The following is a 12620-nucleotide window of genomic DNA, read 5'->3' on the forward strand; positions in this document are numbered from 1 at the left end:
GCGCCTACACGCCCGGCCGCAGGACGTAGCCCTTGTGGCGCACGGTCTGGATGAAGCGGGGCTCGCGCGGATCGGGTTCTATCTTGCGGCGCAGCCGCGTGACCTGCACGTCGATCGCGCGCTCCCCGGCCTCCGGCGTGCCGAGGGCGGCGGCGATGTCCTCGCGGCTGAGCACGTCGTTCGGCCGCGCGGCGAGCGCGCCGAGCAGCGCGGCCTCGCCGCCGGTCAGGCGGATGATGCCCTCCGGCCCGCGCAGCTCCTGCCGCTGCGGGTCGAACCAGCGCGCACCGAGCTGGACGGGCCCCGTCGTCACCTCCGCCGGCGGCGGCGCGGCACGGCGGAGGATCGTGCGGATGCGCAGCGCGAGCTCGCGCGGGTCGAAGGGCTTGCCGAGATAGTCGTCCACCCCGGCCTCCAGCCCCGCGATGCGGTCGTCCGGCGATCCCCGCGCGGTCAGCATGATGACCGGCACGTCGTGCCCCTCGCGCCGCAGGCTCTCCACCAGCTCGAGACCGCTTTCGCCGGGCATCATGACGTCGAGCACCATGAGGTCGAAGGCGAAGCCGGCCAGCGCATGGCGCGCCGCGCCGGCATCCGCCGCGCCGGTGACGCGGAAGCCCTGGTCCGACAGGAAGCGCTGCAGCAGCGCGCGCAGCCTGGCGTCGTCGTCCACCACCAGGATGTGCGGCGCTTCGGTCGCCTCGGCGGCGGGAAGGGTCGCGGTGCTCATGGCGTGCCCTCGGGCGGCGCCGCTTCCAGGCGGGCCAGGGCAGCGCGCGCGTCGGGGCCCATCAGGCCGCGCATCACGCGCCGGAAGCCCTCGACCGCCTGCGGGCCGGCCTCGCGATAGGCGGCCATCACGGTGTCCCGCTGGCGTTCGTACAGGCGGCGTTCCAGCGCGGCGCCCTTCTCCGTCAGGGACAGCAGGCGCTGGCGGCGGTCGGACTGGCCCGGGGCCTGCGTGACGTAGCCATCCTCGATCAGCGGCGTCAGCACGCGCCCCAGCGACTGCTTGGTGATGGCGAGGATGCCGAGCAGCTCGCCCACCGTGATGCCGGGCCGGCGCCCCACGAAATGCAGCACGCGGTGATGCGCCCGCCCCATGCCGAGATCGGCCAGGATCGCATCCGCCCCGGCGGTGAAGTCGCGATAGCCGAAGAACAGCAGGTCCTGGGCGAGGCGCAGCTCCTCCTCCCGCAGGAAGAGCAGGTTGCGCCCGGCCGGGGGTGTCCCGCGCGCCTCCTCGGCCGGCACGGCTCTGGGCATGACCGTCATGCGTTCCCGTGGGGCCCGAATTGGGTCAGCATTGTTGACGCATTCCCTCCGCCGCGCGATGCTCCGGGCCGTCGCACGGCACCGTGGCCAGCATATAGGACAACGGCGTGCCGACAGGTAGCGACCGGCACAGGCCGGCGCAGGCGACCGGCATCCGCCGGCGCCGGGAAGCAAGGAGGAATGCCGCCATGGCCCTGGTGCCCTTCGACGACCGCGACGGCTGGATCTGGCAGGACGGCGCCTTCGTCCCCTGGCGAGAGGCGCGCATCCACGTCCTGACGCACGGCCTGCACTACGCCTCCTCGGTCTTCGAGGGCGAGCGCGCCTATGCCGGCCACGTCTTCCGCCTGCGTGAGCATACGGAGCGCCTGATCCAGTCCGGCCGCATCCTGGGCTTCGAGATCCCCTGGACCGCCGACGAGATCGACGAGGCCTGCCGCCAGACGCTGGCGCGCAACGGCCTGACGGAGGGCTATGTCCGCCCGGTCGCCTGGCGGGGGACGGAGCAGCTTTCGGTGGCCGCCCCGCAGTCGCGCATCCACCTGGCGGTCGCGGCCTGGCCCTGGCCGAACCTCTATGGCGGCGACCGCATGAAGGGGCTGCGCCTGACCTGGGCGCGCTGGAAGCGCCCGCACCCCGAGACCGCGCCGACGGCGTCCAAGGCCGCGGGCCTCTACATGATCGGCACGCTCGCCAAGCACGAGGCCTCGGCCGAGGGCTATGACGACGCGCTGATGCTGGACTGGCAGGGCAACATCAGCGAGGGCACCGGCGCGAACGTCTTCCTGGTGATCGAGGGCGCGCTGCACACGCCGACCCCGGTCAACTTCCTCGACGGCATCACGCGCCGCACGGTGATGGCGCTGGCGCGGAAGCGCCAGATCGAGGTGGTGGAGCGCACCATCCCGCCCAGCGATCTCGCGCGGACCAGCGAAGTCTTCCTCGCCGGCACCGCCGCCGAGATCACGCCGGTGCGCGAGGTCGGCGAGCACCGCTTCACCCCTGGCGTCGTGACGGAGACGCTGCTGCGGGACTACGAGGCGCTGGTGCGGATGCCGCCGGAGGAGGTCGCCTCGCGCCTCGCGGCCTGAGGCGGCGGCGCTGCGAGCATCACCGCCAGGGGCAACAGCCAGACGATCCGTGCCTGGTAGCGCTCATGCGGCTTGGACAGCGCGCCGGTGGCGGCGGCGTTCGCCAACAGCGCGACGAGCATCCCGGCCAGCAGCCCGATCCGCGGCAGGTCGCGCGCGCGGATCGCGCGCCAGGCCAGCCAGGGCAGGGCGAGGAGGCAGAGCGCCAGCACCGGCGCATGCAGCGCGAGGAACGGCGCGGCGCGGGCCGGCAGCGTGCCCTGCATCTGCGCCGCGGTGTCGAAATCCGCGAGTTCCTGCCGCAGGCCGGCCGCGATCGCGCGTCGCGCCGACAAGTCGAGGTGCTCGTTCACCAGCGTGTCGCCCGCCCAGGTCAGCACGGCCTGGCGCGCGGTGTTGCGCAGCATGGCCAGCGCGACCTCCAGCGGATGCGCGCGCAACGTCGCGGCGATGATCTCGCGCGCCTCGACGGCGCCCGCGACGCCGCCCATCGGCCGCGGCGAGCCGTCGGCGTTGCGGTTCAGCGGGCTGTCGGGACTCCATAGGAACTCGTCGCTGTCCATCGGCAGCCGGTCCGTGAAGGCGCACAGATGCCAGCCCGCGGCCGGACAGCGTTCGCTCAGCAGCGCCGCGGCCGGCCCGTCGTCCTGCAGCCGCGCGAGCAGGAAGACCGCGCCGTGCGGCGACAGCGTCGCGCGGCCGAAGGACACCAGGTTCGACCCCGCCAGGAAGGCCAGCGCGAGCGCCAGCGGCAGCGCCACGCGCAGCGTCGGCGCCAGGCGCCGCGTCAGCAGCGCCGTCATCATCAGCAGCGCGACCGCCCCCGGCAGGTGCGACAGATGCGAGGCGAGGGCGACCGCGCCGACCAGCGCGACCCAGGTCGCCTCGATCCGCGACAGCCGCGCGAAGCCCAGCAGGATCAGGCAGAGCGGGCCGAGCCCTGTCAGCGCATCTGGCATCAGCGTCGCCAGCGTCCAGGGCGCCGCGGTCAGCGCCGCCAGCGCGGCGCAGACCAGCATATGCGTCCCCGGTGCCGCCTCGCCGCGCACCATACGCTGCGCCAGCCAGGTCAGGTGCGAGGCGATCAGCGCCTGCACCGCCACCGCCGGCCAGAGCGAGATGCGCCAGTGGAAAGCATGCAGGAACAGCCCATAGGCCTGCGTCTTGTCCCACGGCGTCTCCGGGAAGACGGTCTGGCCGAGGTAGGATACCGTATCGATGAAGACGAGGGGATAGCCGTTGAGCGCGGCCGGCCAGGCCAGCAGCGCGGCCCCGGCAACGATGGCGGCAAGCGACCTCATCGCCGCCGCGGCGCGAGCGCCAGCCCGGCGATCACCGGCATCAGCCACAGGATCCGCGCCTCGTAGCGGGGATGCGGCTTGGAGAGCGCGCCGGTCGCCAGGGCGTTCGCGGTCACCCCGACCAGCATGCCGAGCACGAGGCCCAGGCGCCTGACGTCGCCCTGCCGCGCCGTGCGCCACCACGCCAGCAGCGCCAGCGCCGCGCCGGCGGCCAGCATGACGATGTGCGGCCAGCGCAGCGGCGCGGCCAGTCCCGTCAGCTCGCCACGCGGCTGCCGCGCCGCGTCGAAGGCAGCGAGCTCGCGCGCGGGGAAGGCTTCGGCGATGCGCGGCCGGACGGCGACGCCGAGATGGTCGGCCACCAGCGTGTCGCCCGCCAGCACCAGGCCCATCTGGCGCAGCGCATTGCTGGCCATAGCCTGCGCGACCTCGAGCGGGCGGGTCCGCAGCGTCTCCGCGACGATGACACCGGCCTCGGGCGAGAGCAGCGCGCCGCCGAGGAAGCGCGCGCTGCCGTCGGGGGCGCGGTTCACCGGGCTGTCCGGCGCCCAGAGGAACTCGTCGCTGTCCATCGGCAGCCGGTCGGAGAAGGCGCAGAGATACCAGCCAACGGCCGGACAGCGCTCCTTGATCACCGCCGCCGCCGGCCCGTCCGCCTGCAGCCGCGCCAGCAGGAAGGTCGCGCCATGCGGCGACAGGCTCGCGCGCCCATGCCCCCACAGGTTGGTGCCGAGCAGGATCGCGATCGCGGCGGCGAGCGGCGCGGCCGCACGCAGCGCCGCCGCCGGGCGCCGCGTCACCAGCAGCGCGAGAGCGACGATCGCGAGCGCCATCGGCAGGTGCGAGAGGTGCGCTGCGATGCCAACCGCAGCGACCAGGAAGAGGCCCAGGGCCTCGGCGGGCGACATCGCGTCACGCGCAAAGGCCAGCAGCAGCATCGCCAGCAGCACCGCCGGCGCGAAGACGTCCGGCATCAGCAGCGCCGCGGTGAAGGGCGCCGTGGTCAGCAGCGCCGTTGCCGCGCAGACCAGCAGATGCGCCCCGGTCCCGGCGCTGCCACGCAGCGCGCGCTGCGCCAGCCACAGCAGCCAGGACAGCATCAGCCCCTGCGCGAGCGCCGGCCCCCACAGCGTCGCACGCGCGGAGAAGGCCAGCAGCAGCGGCCCGTAGACATGCGGCTTGTCCCAGATGACCAGCGGGCCCGAAGGCGGCGGCGCGACCTGGTGCAGGAAGGCGCCGGTGTCGCTGAAGACCAGGGGATAGCCGTTCAGGAAGGCCGGCCAGATCAGCAGCAGCCCGCCCGCCAGGATCGCCAGCGGACGCATCAGCGCGCCCAGCGCGCGGCCGCCTCGTTGTCCTCGGCCTTGGCCTCGACCCAGCGCGATGCCCCGTCGGCGAATTCCTCGCGCTTCCAGAACGGCGCCCTGGTCTTCAGCCAATCGATCAGGAAGGCGCAGCTTTCCAATGCGGCCGTGCGGTGCGCGCTGGCCGTCAGCACCAGCACGATGGGCTCGCCCGGCAGCAGCCTGCCGTGGCGGTGGATCACCGTGCAGCCCGTCAGCGGCCAGCGCTCGCAGGCCTGGGTGACGATGCGCGCCAGCGCGCGCTCCGTCATGCCGGGATAATGCTCCAGCACCATCGCCGACAGGCCGCCATCGGCCCGGCAGACCCCGAGGAAGCTGGCGATCGCCCCGACATCGGTGCGCCCTTCCTGCAGGCGTGCCGTCTCCGACGCCACGTCGAAGGCGGCCCCCTGCACGAGGATGCGCGGCGTGACCGACACGGTCAGCCGCCCGTCACCGGCGGAAAGAAGGCGACCTCGTCGCCCGGCGCGACCGGCGTGTCGGGCGCGGCGAAATCCTGGTTCACGGCCGCGCGCACCTGGCGCGGATCGGCGAAGGCCGCCTGATGCCCGCCGCCCCGCGCGGCGAGCCAGGCGACGAGGCCCCCGACGTCACGCACGGCTTCGGGCGGGGAGACCTCCTCCTCCGCAACCCCGATCCTCTGGCGCAGCCAGGCGAAATAGAGGATGCGCAAGCCGCGCCCCGCCCTATTGGCCGAGCGGGACGACGCGGGTGCGGGCGCGGCCGTCCGGACCGATCCAGGTCTCGACATTGCCGTCGCGGATCACCGCTCCGCCGCCGCTGGGGGAGGTCACGCCGCTGACGCTGCCGGCCTGGCCGGTGGTCACGGCGGGACGGCCAGAGGGGCTGGTCAGCACCCGGCCCTCCGGCGGGAGGCCCACGCCGCCCGTGCCGCTCACGCGCGGCGCCGGGGTCGGCGTCAGCGGCGGGGGCGGCGGCAGGCCCTGGGTGCCGAGGCCGCCCGGGCTGCCGCTGCCCGGCACGCCCGGCGTCGGCACCGGGGAGCGCACCGGCTCCCCGGTGCCCGGGACCAGGGAGGGGCGGTAGTCTGGGATGTTGCGCATCGCCTCGTCCGGCCCGCTCATCAGCGTGGCGCGCTGCGCTTCCTGCGCCGGCCAGACATTGCCTTCCTCCGGCATGACGGCGTCGAACTCGGGCTGGACGCCGCGGACGCGCTGCAGGGTCAGGCTGTCCCCGGTCTGCGCGGGTCCCGCGGCGGTCGCCGGCAGCCGCGCGATGATGGGCGGCGACCACTGCGCATCCTGGAAGCCGGTTTCAGGCGCGCAGGCACCGAGCAGCGCTGCCAGTCCGAGCCCGGCTGCCCCGAGCATCCGGCCGCTGATCGCGATAGGCATGGACACGTTCCGATCGTGCATTTCCAGGAAGATGCGCTGCGCGGGGCCAAGCCTCAAGAGCGGGCGGGTTCGCGCGGCTGGGAGGGGCGCGCGGACTCCGGCCCGCCGGCGTGGCGCAGCCCCGCCGTCAGGTAGTCCCAGCCCGTGATCAGCGTCAGCGCCGCCGCGGTCCAGAGCATGATCTCGCCGATCAGCGAGATCGGCAGGAAGGACAAGTGCAGCACCTGCGCCGCCGTGTCGCCCGCCAGCAGCGTCCCGAGAGCCCCCATCTGGAACCCGGTCTTCCATTTCGCGAGCTTCGTCACGGGCAGCCCGACCGAAAGCCCCGCCAGGTATTCCCTGAGGCCGGAGACCAGGATCTCCCGCAGCAGGATCACGATCGCGGGGTAGAGGCCGAAATCCGACAGCCGCCCCATCCCGGCCAGCAGCATCAGGGCGGCGCCGACCAGCAGCTTGTCCGCAATGGGATCGAGCATCCGGCCGAAGGCACTCGTCTGCTGCCAATCCCGAGCCAACTTCCCGTCGAAATAGTCCGTGATGGCGGCGGCGGAGAAGACGACGCAGGCCGCCACGTCGCCCCAGGGTTCGCGCAGCGCCGCCAGCGCGACCAGGACGGGTATGGCCGCGATGCGCGACAGCGTCAGGAGGTTCGGCAGGTCCGTCGGCATCCGGACTTCCCTCTAGCAGAAGCGGACGGGGCAGGCGAGTTGCGGTGCGTGACCGTTCAGCGGTCTCGTCGGCGCAACGCGCGGGCCGTATCGAGGAAGGCCCGGAGCTTCGCCGCCTCGCTCGCACGGCGCGGATGATAGAGGAACAGGCCTGGCTCCTCGATCGCCGTCCCGGGCAGCACCGCAACCAGGCGGCCATCCGCCAGCGCATCCCGCACCAGCGGCTCGAACACATAAGCCAGGCCGAGGCCGGCCAGCGCCAGGTCGCGCGCCGCCAGCGGGTCCGTCACCCGCACGCTGCCGCGGACCGCGACCGCGACATCGCGGCCGTCCTCCCGCAATTCCCACTGATAGACCGCGCCGGAGCCCGCCAGGCGGAAGCCGATGCAGTTGTGCTGCGCGAGGTCGGCGAGCCGCCCCGGCGTGCCGCGTGCCGCGAGGTAGCCGGGGCTCGCGACCATCAGGGCGCTGAACGGGGGCGTGAGGCGCGTCGCGACCATGTCCTCGGCCACCATCTCGCCTAGGCGGATCCCGGCATCGAAGCCCGCGGCGACGATGTCGGTCAGCGCGTTGTCGGTCGCGACCTCCACCGTCAGGGCGGGATGCCGGGCGGCCAGCGCGGCCAGGATCGGCGCGAGCGCCATCGGCAGCGCGACGGATGGTGCGTTGATCCGAAGCGTCCCGACGACCTGCCCGCGCGACGCCGCCAGTCGCTCCGTGGCTTCCGCGATGCCCGCGAAGGCCGGGCCAAGGGCGGCGACGAGCTCGGCCCCTGCCTCGGTCAGGGCCACGCTGCGGGTGGTGCGCGCGAAGAGCGGGGTGCCGAGCCGCTGCTCGACGAGGCGCACGGCGTGCGACACGGCGGAAGCGCCCATGCCGAGCTCGGCCGCCGCGGCGGCGAAGCCGGCCCGCCGTGCGACGGCGAGCACGACGGGAAGATGGGGCAGGAGGTCGCGATCCATTGCTGAACGATATCGCATGATCCATGCGGATCGCGCCACGTTATCGTCGGCGCCGCCGCGCTCCATCCTCCGGCCCACTACGGAACGGAGGAGCATCCTATGCGAGAGACCTGGTTCATCACCGGCGCGTCCAGCGGCTTCGGCCTGGCCTTCGCGCGGCACGCGCTGGCGCAGGGCCACCAGGTGGTCGCCGCCGCGCGCAATCCGGCGGCGCTCGACGGGCTGGTCGCGGAGGCGCCGGAGCGCGTGCTGGCCGTGGCGCTGGACGTCACGCAGGCCGCCCAGGCCGAGGCGGCGGTCGGCGCGACCCTGGCGCGCTTCGGGCGGATCGACGTGCTCGTCAACAATGCGGGCTACGGGAGCGTCGGCGCGATCGAGGAGACGCCGGACGCCGAGCTTCGCGCCCAGTTGGAGACCAACTTCTTCGGCGCCATCGCCGTCACCCGCGCCGTGCTGCCTGCGATGCGGGCGCAGCGTTCGGGCGCGATCGTGATGATGTCATCGATGGGCGGGCAGATGAGCTTCGGCGGCTTCGGCGCCTATTCCGCCAGCAAGTTCGCGCTGGAGGGGGCTTCGGAAGCGCTGGCACAGGAAATGGCGCCCTTCGGCGTCAAGGTGATCATCGTCGAGCCCGGTGCCTTCCGCACCGGCTTCGCCGGCGGCAGCGCGTTGCGCCACATGCCGGTGCTCGAGCCCTACCGCGAGGCGCTTGCGCCGATCCGCGGCTTCGCCCGTGGCATGGACGGCACGCAGCAGGGCGATCCTGCCAAGGCGGCGGCCGCGGTGGCGCAGGCGCTGAGGGCGGAGCGCACGCCGCTGCGCCTGGTGCTGGGCGCCGACGCGGTCGAGGCCGTGCGCGGCCATGCCGAGACGCTGCTGGCCGAGATCGCGGCCTGGGAAGCGGTGTCGCGCGCGACGGCCGTGGCGGATCAGACGTAGCGCAGCGCGAGGAAGCCGAGCACGACCAGCGCGGCGGCGCCGCTGGTGACCAGCACGAGGCGCCGCTCGATGAAGTCCTTCACCCCCGGCCCGAAGCGCCGGATCAGCGCGGCGAGCAGGAAGAAGCGCGCCGCGCGGGTGACCAGGCTGGTCGCGAGGAAGACGGGGAAGCTCATCTTGGCCGCGCCGGCCGCGATGGTGACGATCTTGAAGGGGATCGGCGTCAGGCCCTTCACCAGGATCACCGCCGCGCCCCAGCGCTGGAACCAGTCCTCGAACCGGAGCAGCGCGTCGGCATAGCCATAGGCCGCCAGGATGGGCTGCGCGAGCAGTTCGAACAGGAAGTAGCCCAGCGCATAGCCGAGGATACCGCCCAGCACGGAACAGACCGTGCAGATCGTCGCCAGCCGCCAGGCCTGGTCCGGGCGCGCCAGCGCCATCGGGATCAACATCGCATCCGGCGGGATCGGGAAGACGCTGCTCTCGGCGAAGGAGACCGCACCGAGCCAGAAGCCCGCGCGCGGATGCTGCGCCAGGTTCATCACGCTGTTGTAGAGGGCATGCAGCAAGGCGGAACGCTCCGGGATGCGGCCGGACCATAGCCACGGCCCGCCGCCGGCGGCTACCCGTCGGCGGGGTGGAAGTGGCCGTAGATCTTGCGCGCGACGGAGGGTCCGACGCCCGGCGCCTTCTCGAGATCCTCGAGCGCCGCGTTGCGCACGCCGCGCGCCGAGCCGAAATGGTTGAGCAGCTTGCGTTTCAGCGCGCTGCCGACGCCGGGGATGTCGTCCAGCTCGCTCTTCGTGATCGCCTTGGAACGGCCGGCGCGGTGGGAGGCGATCGCGAAACGGTGCGCCTCGTCCCGCAGCCGCTGGAGGTAGTACAGCAGGGCATCGCGCGGCGGCAGCTGGAAGGGGTCTCTGCCGGTCTGATGGAACCATTCCCGGCCGGCGTCGCGGTCCGGGCCCTTGGCGATGCCGACCAGCGGGATGTCGTGCAGCCCCATCTCGTTCAGGATTTCCCGAGCCGCGGAAAGCTGGCCGGCGCCGCCGTCGATCAGCACCAGGTCGGGCCAGGTCTCGGTCTCGCGCTCCGGGTCCTCCTTAAGCGCACGGCCGAAGCGGCGCTCGAAGACCTCGCGCATCATGGCGAAGTCGTCTCCCGGCTTCGCATCGCGAATGCCGTATTTCCGGTAGTGCTGCTTCAGGAAGCCGGCGGGCCCCGCCACGATCATCACGCCATAGGCGTTGGTGCCCATGATGTGGCTGTTGTCGTAGACCTCGATCCGCTCGGGCTGGTCTGGCAGGTCGAAGAGCCGCGCGACGCCCTGCAGCAGCTCGGATTGCGCGGCGCCCTCAGCCATGCGGCGCTCGATCGCCTCCCGTGCGTTGGTCTGGGCGTGCTCCACGGCCGACCGCTTCTCGCCGCGCTGGGGGCGGTGGATCTCGACCTTGCGGCCGGCCTTGAGGCTCAGCGCCTCCTGCAGGACATCGGCGTCCTGCGGGTCGTGGCTGACGAGCACCAGCGGCGGCGGCGGCAGGTCGTCATAGAGCTGGGCGAGGAAGGCGCCGATCACCTCCTCCGGCGGCTGGTCCGTCTTCCCGTGCGACAGGAAATAGGGCCGGTTGCCGTTGTTGCGGCCGCCGCGGAAGAAGAAGACCTGCACGCAGGACTGGCCGGCCATCTGGTGGAGCGCGACGACATCGGCATCGCCCACGCCATCCAGGTTCACGCGGTCGCGGCCCTGCACATGCGTCAGGCCGCGGATGCGGTCGCGCAGCGCCGCGGCGCGCTCGAACTCCAGCCTCTCCGCGGCCTGCTCCATCTCCGCCGCCAGGCGGCGCTGGATGGACGGCGTGCCGCCCGAGAGGAACTCCTTCGCCTCCCGCACGAGCTCGCCATAGCCTTCCTGGCTGATCCGCCCGACGCAGGGGGCGGAGCAGCGCTTGATCTGGAACAGCAGGCAGGGGCGCGTGCGCGCGTCGAAGACGGTGTCCCGGCAGGAGCGCAACAGGAAGACGCGCTGCAGCGCCGTCAGCGTCTGGTTCACCGCCCAGGCACTGGCGAAGGGGCCCCAGTAGCTCGCGCCCTTGCGCCGCTCCCCGCGGTGCTTGGTGATCTGGGGGTAGGGATGGTCCTCGGTCAGGACCAGCCAGGGATACGACTTGTCGTCGCGAAGGACGATGTTGTAGCGCGGCCGCAGGCGCTTGATCAGGTTGGCTTCGAGCAGCAGCGCCTCGGCCTCGCTGGCCGTGGTCATGATCTCGAGGCTCCGGGTCTCGAAGACCATCCGCCGCAGGCGCTCGGGCAGGCGCGAGATCTGGGTGTAGGCGGTCACGCGACGGCGCAGGCTGCGTGCCTTGCCGACATAGAGCGCATCGCCCTTGGCATCGAGCATGCGGTAGACGCCGGGCGTCAGCGGCAGCGTCGGCAAGGCTGTCTCGAGGATCTGCAGCCCGGCCATGGCGGGCGGCGCCTCGGGGGCGTCCGGAGGGGTGTCGGTCTCGCCGTTCATGTGCGTCTGATATGGCGCTCCGGGCTGGCCGAGGTCAGCCGGGGCGTCCGGCAGTTGTCCACTAAAGCTGTGGAAAACTCTGTGGACGCGAGGTGCGGAAATCCCGCGAAATGGCTGTCATCCGCCAGTCACGCTGCATTGCCCGGATTTTGTGCAGTTTCGCTATCCTCTTGAAACGACAAGAAAATTCGCCTGACGGTACTCTGCGGGCCCTGTCAACCCAAACTTTTCGGTTGACGAGGCGTCCGCGCTCACGCGCATGCGACCTCGGTGGACAAGTACCGTTCCGGGTCGGCTTCGCCGCCAGCCGAAAACCAGCGATGTAACAAAGGGATAACAGAAACTTGAAGGACGCGCGGCCAGCTTCATGCCCGCCGCCGTTCGACCACCACGCCGACGGATTCCGCATCGGCGAAGGCCTCCGGCTTCTCCACCGTGACCCGTGCGCGTTCGACCCGCGGGTCGTCCAGCGCCGCACCCGCGATGCGCTCGGCCAGCGTCTCGACGAGTAGCACATGGCCGCCCGCGACTTCCGATCGCGCGAGTTCCACCAACCTCTGGTAGTCCACGACGCGGTGCAGCGAGTCCGGGCCGACCGAGGCCGGCGCCGATTCGTCGTCCACCAGCAGTTCGACATGCAGCCGGATGCGCTGCGGCGCCGCCTTCTCGTGCGGGTGCACGCCGAGCCGCGCCTGGAGTTCGAGTCCGCGCAGGAAGACCACGCGGCGCCGTGCGTCGGCATCGGGGGCGTAGAGCATGGCGCGTGGTTACGCCTTCCCACGCGTCCTGGCCACGGGTTGACCGGCCGCGCGGGGATTGCGAAGGGGCGGCATGCGGATGCGGCGGACGGCAATCATCGCGATGGCGCTCGCCCTGGCCGGGCCGGCGGCGGGGCAGGGGTTGCCGACCATCCCCGGCCTCGGCCAGTCCCAGCCCGAGACACCGGAGCAGAAGCGCGCCTTCTGCGGCCGGGTCGCGGCGGCCGCGCTGCGCTGCGGGCCCGGCTTCGACGTGGTGGCGTTGTCGAGCTGCCTGGTCCGCACGCTGCCGGCCCAGGATTCGCTGCGCGTCGCGCAGGTCGCCAACAACGCGCGCGGCAATGCGGGCGCGCTGCTGTCGGATTGCGGGGTCGGATTGGGCCGCTGAGAAT

15 protein-coding genes are annotated in these 12620 nt (G+C 72.5%); 3 read left to right on the top strand and 12 right to left on the bottom strand.

Features of this window, described 5'->3' with window-relative positions; translation table 11 throughout:
• Positions 1-4 precede the first annotated feature (4 nt).
• Both ACLF3M_RS27685 and ACLF3M_RS27690 read right to left on the bottom strand, forming a co-directional pair.
• Positions 5-730: a response regulator gene (locus tag ACLF3M_RS27685; protein ID WP_430660239.1), complete on the bottom strand. Its 726-nt coding sequence runs from the start codon at positions 728-730 to the stop codon at positions 5-7.
• Positions 727-1266: a MarR family winged helix-turn-helix transcriptional regulator gene (locus tag ACLF3M_RS27690; RefSeq protein WP_430660272.1), complete on the bottom strand. Its 540-nt coding sequence runs from the start codon at positions 1264-1266 to the stop codon at positions 727-729. The genes ACLF3M_RS27685 and ACLF3M_RS27690 overlap by 4 nt, the downstream gene beginning before the upstream one ends.
• Positions 1267-1463: 197 nt before the next feature.
• Here ACLF3M_RS27690 and ACLF3M_RS27695 point away from each other — a divergent pair, with 197 nt between their 5' ends.
• Complete coding sequence (locus ACLF3M_RS27695; protein WP_430660240.1) at positions 1464-2366, top strand: branched-chain amino acid aminotransferase; 903 nt, start codon at positions 1464-1466, stop codon at positions 2364-2366.
• Here ACLF3M_RS27695 and ACLF3M_RS27700 read toward each other — a convergent pair.
• From ACLF3M_RS27700 to ACLF3M_RS27730, 7 genes are read right to left on the bottom strand one after another with little or no spacing between them, the layout of a single operon-like run.
• A complete protein-coding gene (locus ACLF3M_RS27700) occupies positions 2309-3667 on the bottom strand; it encodes a hypothetical protein (RefSeq protein WP_430660241.1) in 1359 nt (452 codons plus the stop codon). The genes ACLF3M_RS27695 and ACLF3M_RS27700 overlap by 58 nt on opposite strands.
• On the bottom strand, positions 3664-4992 hold the full coding sequence (locus ACLF3M_RS27705) for a hypothetical protein (RefSeq protein WP_430660242.1): 1329 nt from the start codon (positions 4990-4992) through the stop codon (positions 3664-3666). The genes ACLF3M_RS27700 and ACLF3M_RS27705 overlap by 4 nt, the downstream gene beginning before the upstream one ends.
• Positions 4992-5450 carry a molybdenum cofactor biosynthesis protein MoaE gene (locus tag ACLF3M_RS27710; protein WP_430660243.1) on the bottom strand — a complete coding sequence of 153 codons (459 nt, stop codon included), beginning with the start codon at positions 5448-5450 and terminating at the stop codon, positions 4992-4994. Before ACLF3M_RS27710 ends, ACLF3M_RS27705 begins: the two co-directional genes overlap by 1 nt.
• Before the next feature lie 2 nt (positions 5451-5452).
• A complete protein-coding gene (gene moaD / locus ACLF3M_RS27715; protein ID WP_430660244.1) occupies positions 5453-5704 on the bottom strand; it encodes a molybdopterin converting factor subunit 1 in 252 nt (83 codons plus the stop codon).
• A gap of 13 nt (positions 5705-5717) precedes the next feature.
• Positions 5718-6386 carry a hypothetical protein gene (locus ACLF3M_RS27720; RefSeq protein WP_430660245.1) on the bottom strand — a complete coding sequence of 223 codons (669 nt, stop codon included), beginning with the start codon at positions 6384-6386 and terminating at the stop codon, positions 5718-5720.
• Positions 6387-6439: 53 nt separating this feature from the next.
• A complete protein-coding gene (gene pgsA / locus ACLF3M_RS27725; protein WP_430660246.1) occupies positions 6440-7054 on the bottom strand; it encodes a CDP-diacylglycerol--glycerol-3-phosphate 3-phosphatidyltransferase in 615 nt (204 codons plus the stop codon).
• A gap of 56 nt (positions 7055-7110) precedes the next feature.
• The gene (locus ACLF3M_RS27730; protein WP_430660247.1) at positions 7111-8016 is read right to left on the bottom strand and encodes a LysR family transcriptional regulator; all 906 of its coding nucleotides are present in this window, start codon (positions 8014-8016) and stop codon (positions 7111-7113) included.
• 99 nt (positions 8017-8115) lie between these two features.
• Here ACLF3M_RS27730 and ACLF3M_RS27735 point away from each other — a divergent pair, with 99 nt between their 5' ends.
• Positions 8116-8955, top strand: coding sequence for an oxidoreductase (locus ACLF3M_RS27735; protein WP_430660248.1), 840 nt, complete (start codon positions 8116-8118; stop codon positions 8953-8955).
• Here ACLF3M_RS27735 and ACLF3M_RS27740 read toward each other — a convergent pair.
• From ACLF3M_RS27740 to folB, 3 genes are all read right to left on the bottom strand, one after another.
• On the bottom strand, positions 8946-9524 hold the full coding sequence (locus ACLF3M_RS27740; RefSeq protein WP_430660249.1) for a YqaA family protein: 579 nt from the start codon (positions 9522-9524) through the stop codon (positions 8946-8948). The genes ACLF3M_RS27735 and ACLF3M_RS27740 overlap by 10 nt on opposite strands.
• Before the next feature lie 53 nt (positions 9525-9577).
• The gene (gene uvrC, locus ACLF3M_RS27745; protein WP_430660250.1) at positions 9578-11470 is read right to left on the bottom strand and encodes an excinuclease ABC subunit UvrC; all 1893 of its coding nucleotides are present in this window, start codon (positions 11468-11470) and stop codon (positions 9578-9580) included.
• Positions 11471-11835: 365 nt separating this feature from the next.
• Positions 11836-12228, bottom strand: coding sequence for a dihydroneopterin aldolase (gene folB / locus ACLF3M_RS27750; protein WP_430660251.1), 393 nt, complete (start codon positions 12226-12228; stop codon positions 11836-11838).
• A gap of 79 nt (positions 12229-12307) precedes the next feature.
• On the opposite strand from folB, the gene ACLF3M_RS27755 reads away from it, so the two are divergent.
• Positions 12308-12616 carry a hypothetical protein gene (locus ACLF3M_RS27755; protein ID WP_430660252.1) on the top strand — a complete coding sequence of 103 codons (309 nt, stop codon included), beginning with the start codon at positions 12308-12310 and terminating at the stop codon, positions 12614-12616.
• The last annotated feature ends 4 nt before the right edge of the window (positions 12617-12620 follow it).

This window comes from Falsiroseomonas sp. HW251, assembly GCF_050563545.1.
GTDB lineage: Bacteria > Pseudomonadota > Alphaproteobacteria > Acetobacterales > Acetobacteraceae > Falsiroseomonas.

Bases quoted from the DNA above. Each gene is read 5' to 3' on its own strand.
- ACLF3M_RS27685 (WP_430660239.1), bottom strand. From the start codon at position 730: ATGAGCACCGCGACCCTTCCCGCCGCCGAGGCGACCGAAGCGCCGCAC.
- ACLF3M_RS27690 (WP_430660272.1), bottom strand. From the start codon at position 1,266: ATGCCCAGAGCCGTGCCGGCCGAGGAGGCGCGCGGGACACCCCCGGCC.
- ACLF3M_RS27695 (WP_430660240.1), top strand. From the start codon at position 1,464: ATGGCCCTGGTGCCCTTCGACGACCGCGACGGCTGGATCTGGCAGGAC.
- ACLF3M_RS27700 (WP_430660241.1), bottom strand. From the start codon at position 3,667: ATGAGGTCGCTTGCCGCCATCGTTGCCGGGGCCGCGCTGCTGGCCTGG.
- ACLF3M_RS27705 (WP_430660242.1), bottom strand. From the start codon at position 4,992: ATGCGTCCGCTGGCGATCCTGGCGGGCGGGCTGCTGCTGATCTGGCCG.
- ACLF3M_RS27720 (WP_430660245.1), bottom strand. From the start codon at position 6,386: ATGCCTATCGCGATCAGCGGCCGGATGCTCGGGGCAGCCGGGCTCGGA.
- pgsA (WP_430660246.1), bottom strand. From the start codon at position 7,054: ATGCCGACGGACCTGCCGAACCTCCTGACGCTGTCGCGCATCGCGGCC.
- ACLF3M_RS27730 (WP_430660247.1), bottom strand. From the start codon at position 8,016: ATGGATCGCGACCTCCTGCCCCATCTTCCCGTCGTGCTCGCCGTCGCA.
- ACLF3M_RS27735 (WP_430660248.1), top strand. From the start codon at position 8,116: ATGCGAGAGACCTGGTTCATCACCGGCGCGTCCAGCGGCTTCGGCCTG.
- uvrC (WP_430660250.1), bottom strand. From the start codon at position 11,470: ATGAACGGCGAGACCGACACCCCTCCGGACGCCCCCGAGGCGCCGCCC.
- folB (WP_430660251.1), bottom strand. From the start codon at position 12,228: ATGCTCTACGCCCCCGATGCCGACGCACGGCGCCGCGTGGTCTTCCTG.
- ACLF3M_RS27755 (WP_430660252.1), top strand. From the start codon at position 12,308: ATGCGGCGGACGGCAATCATCGCGATGGCGCTCGCCCTGGCCGGGCCG.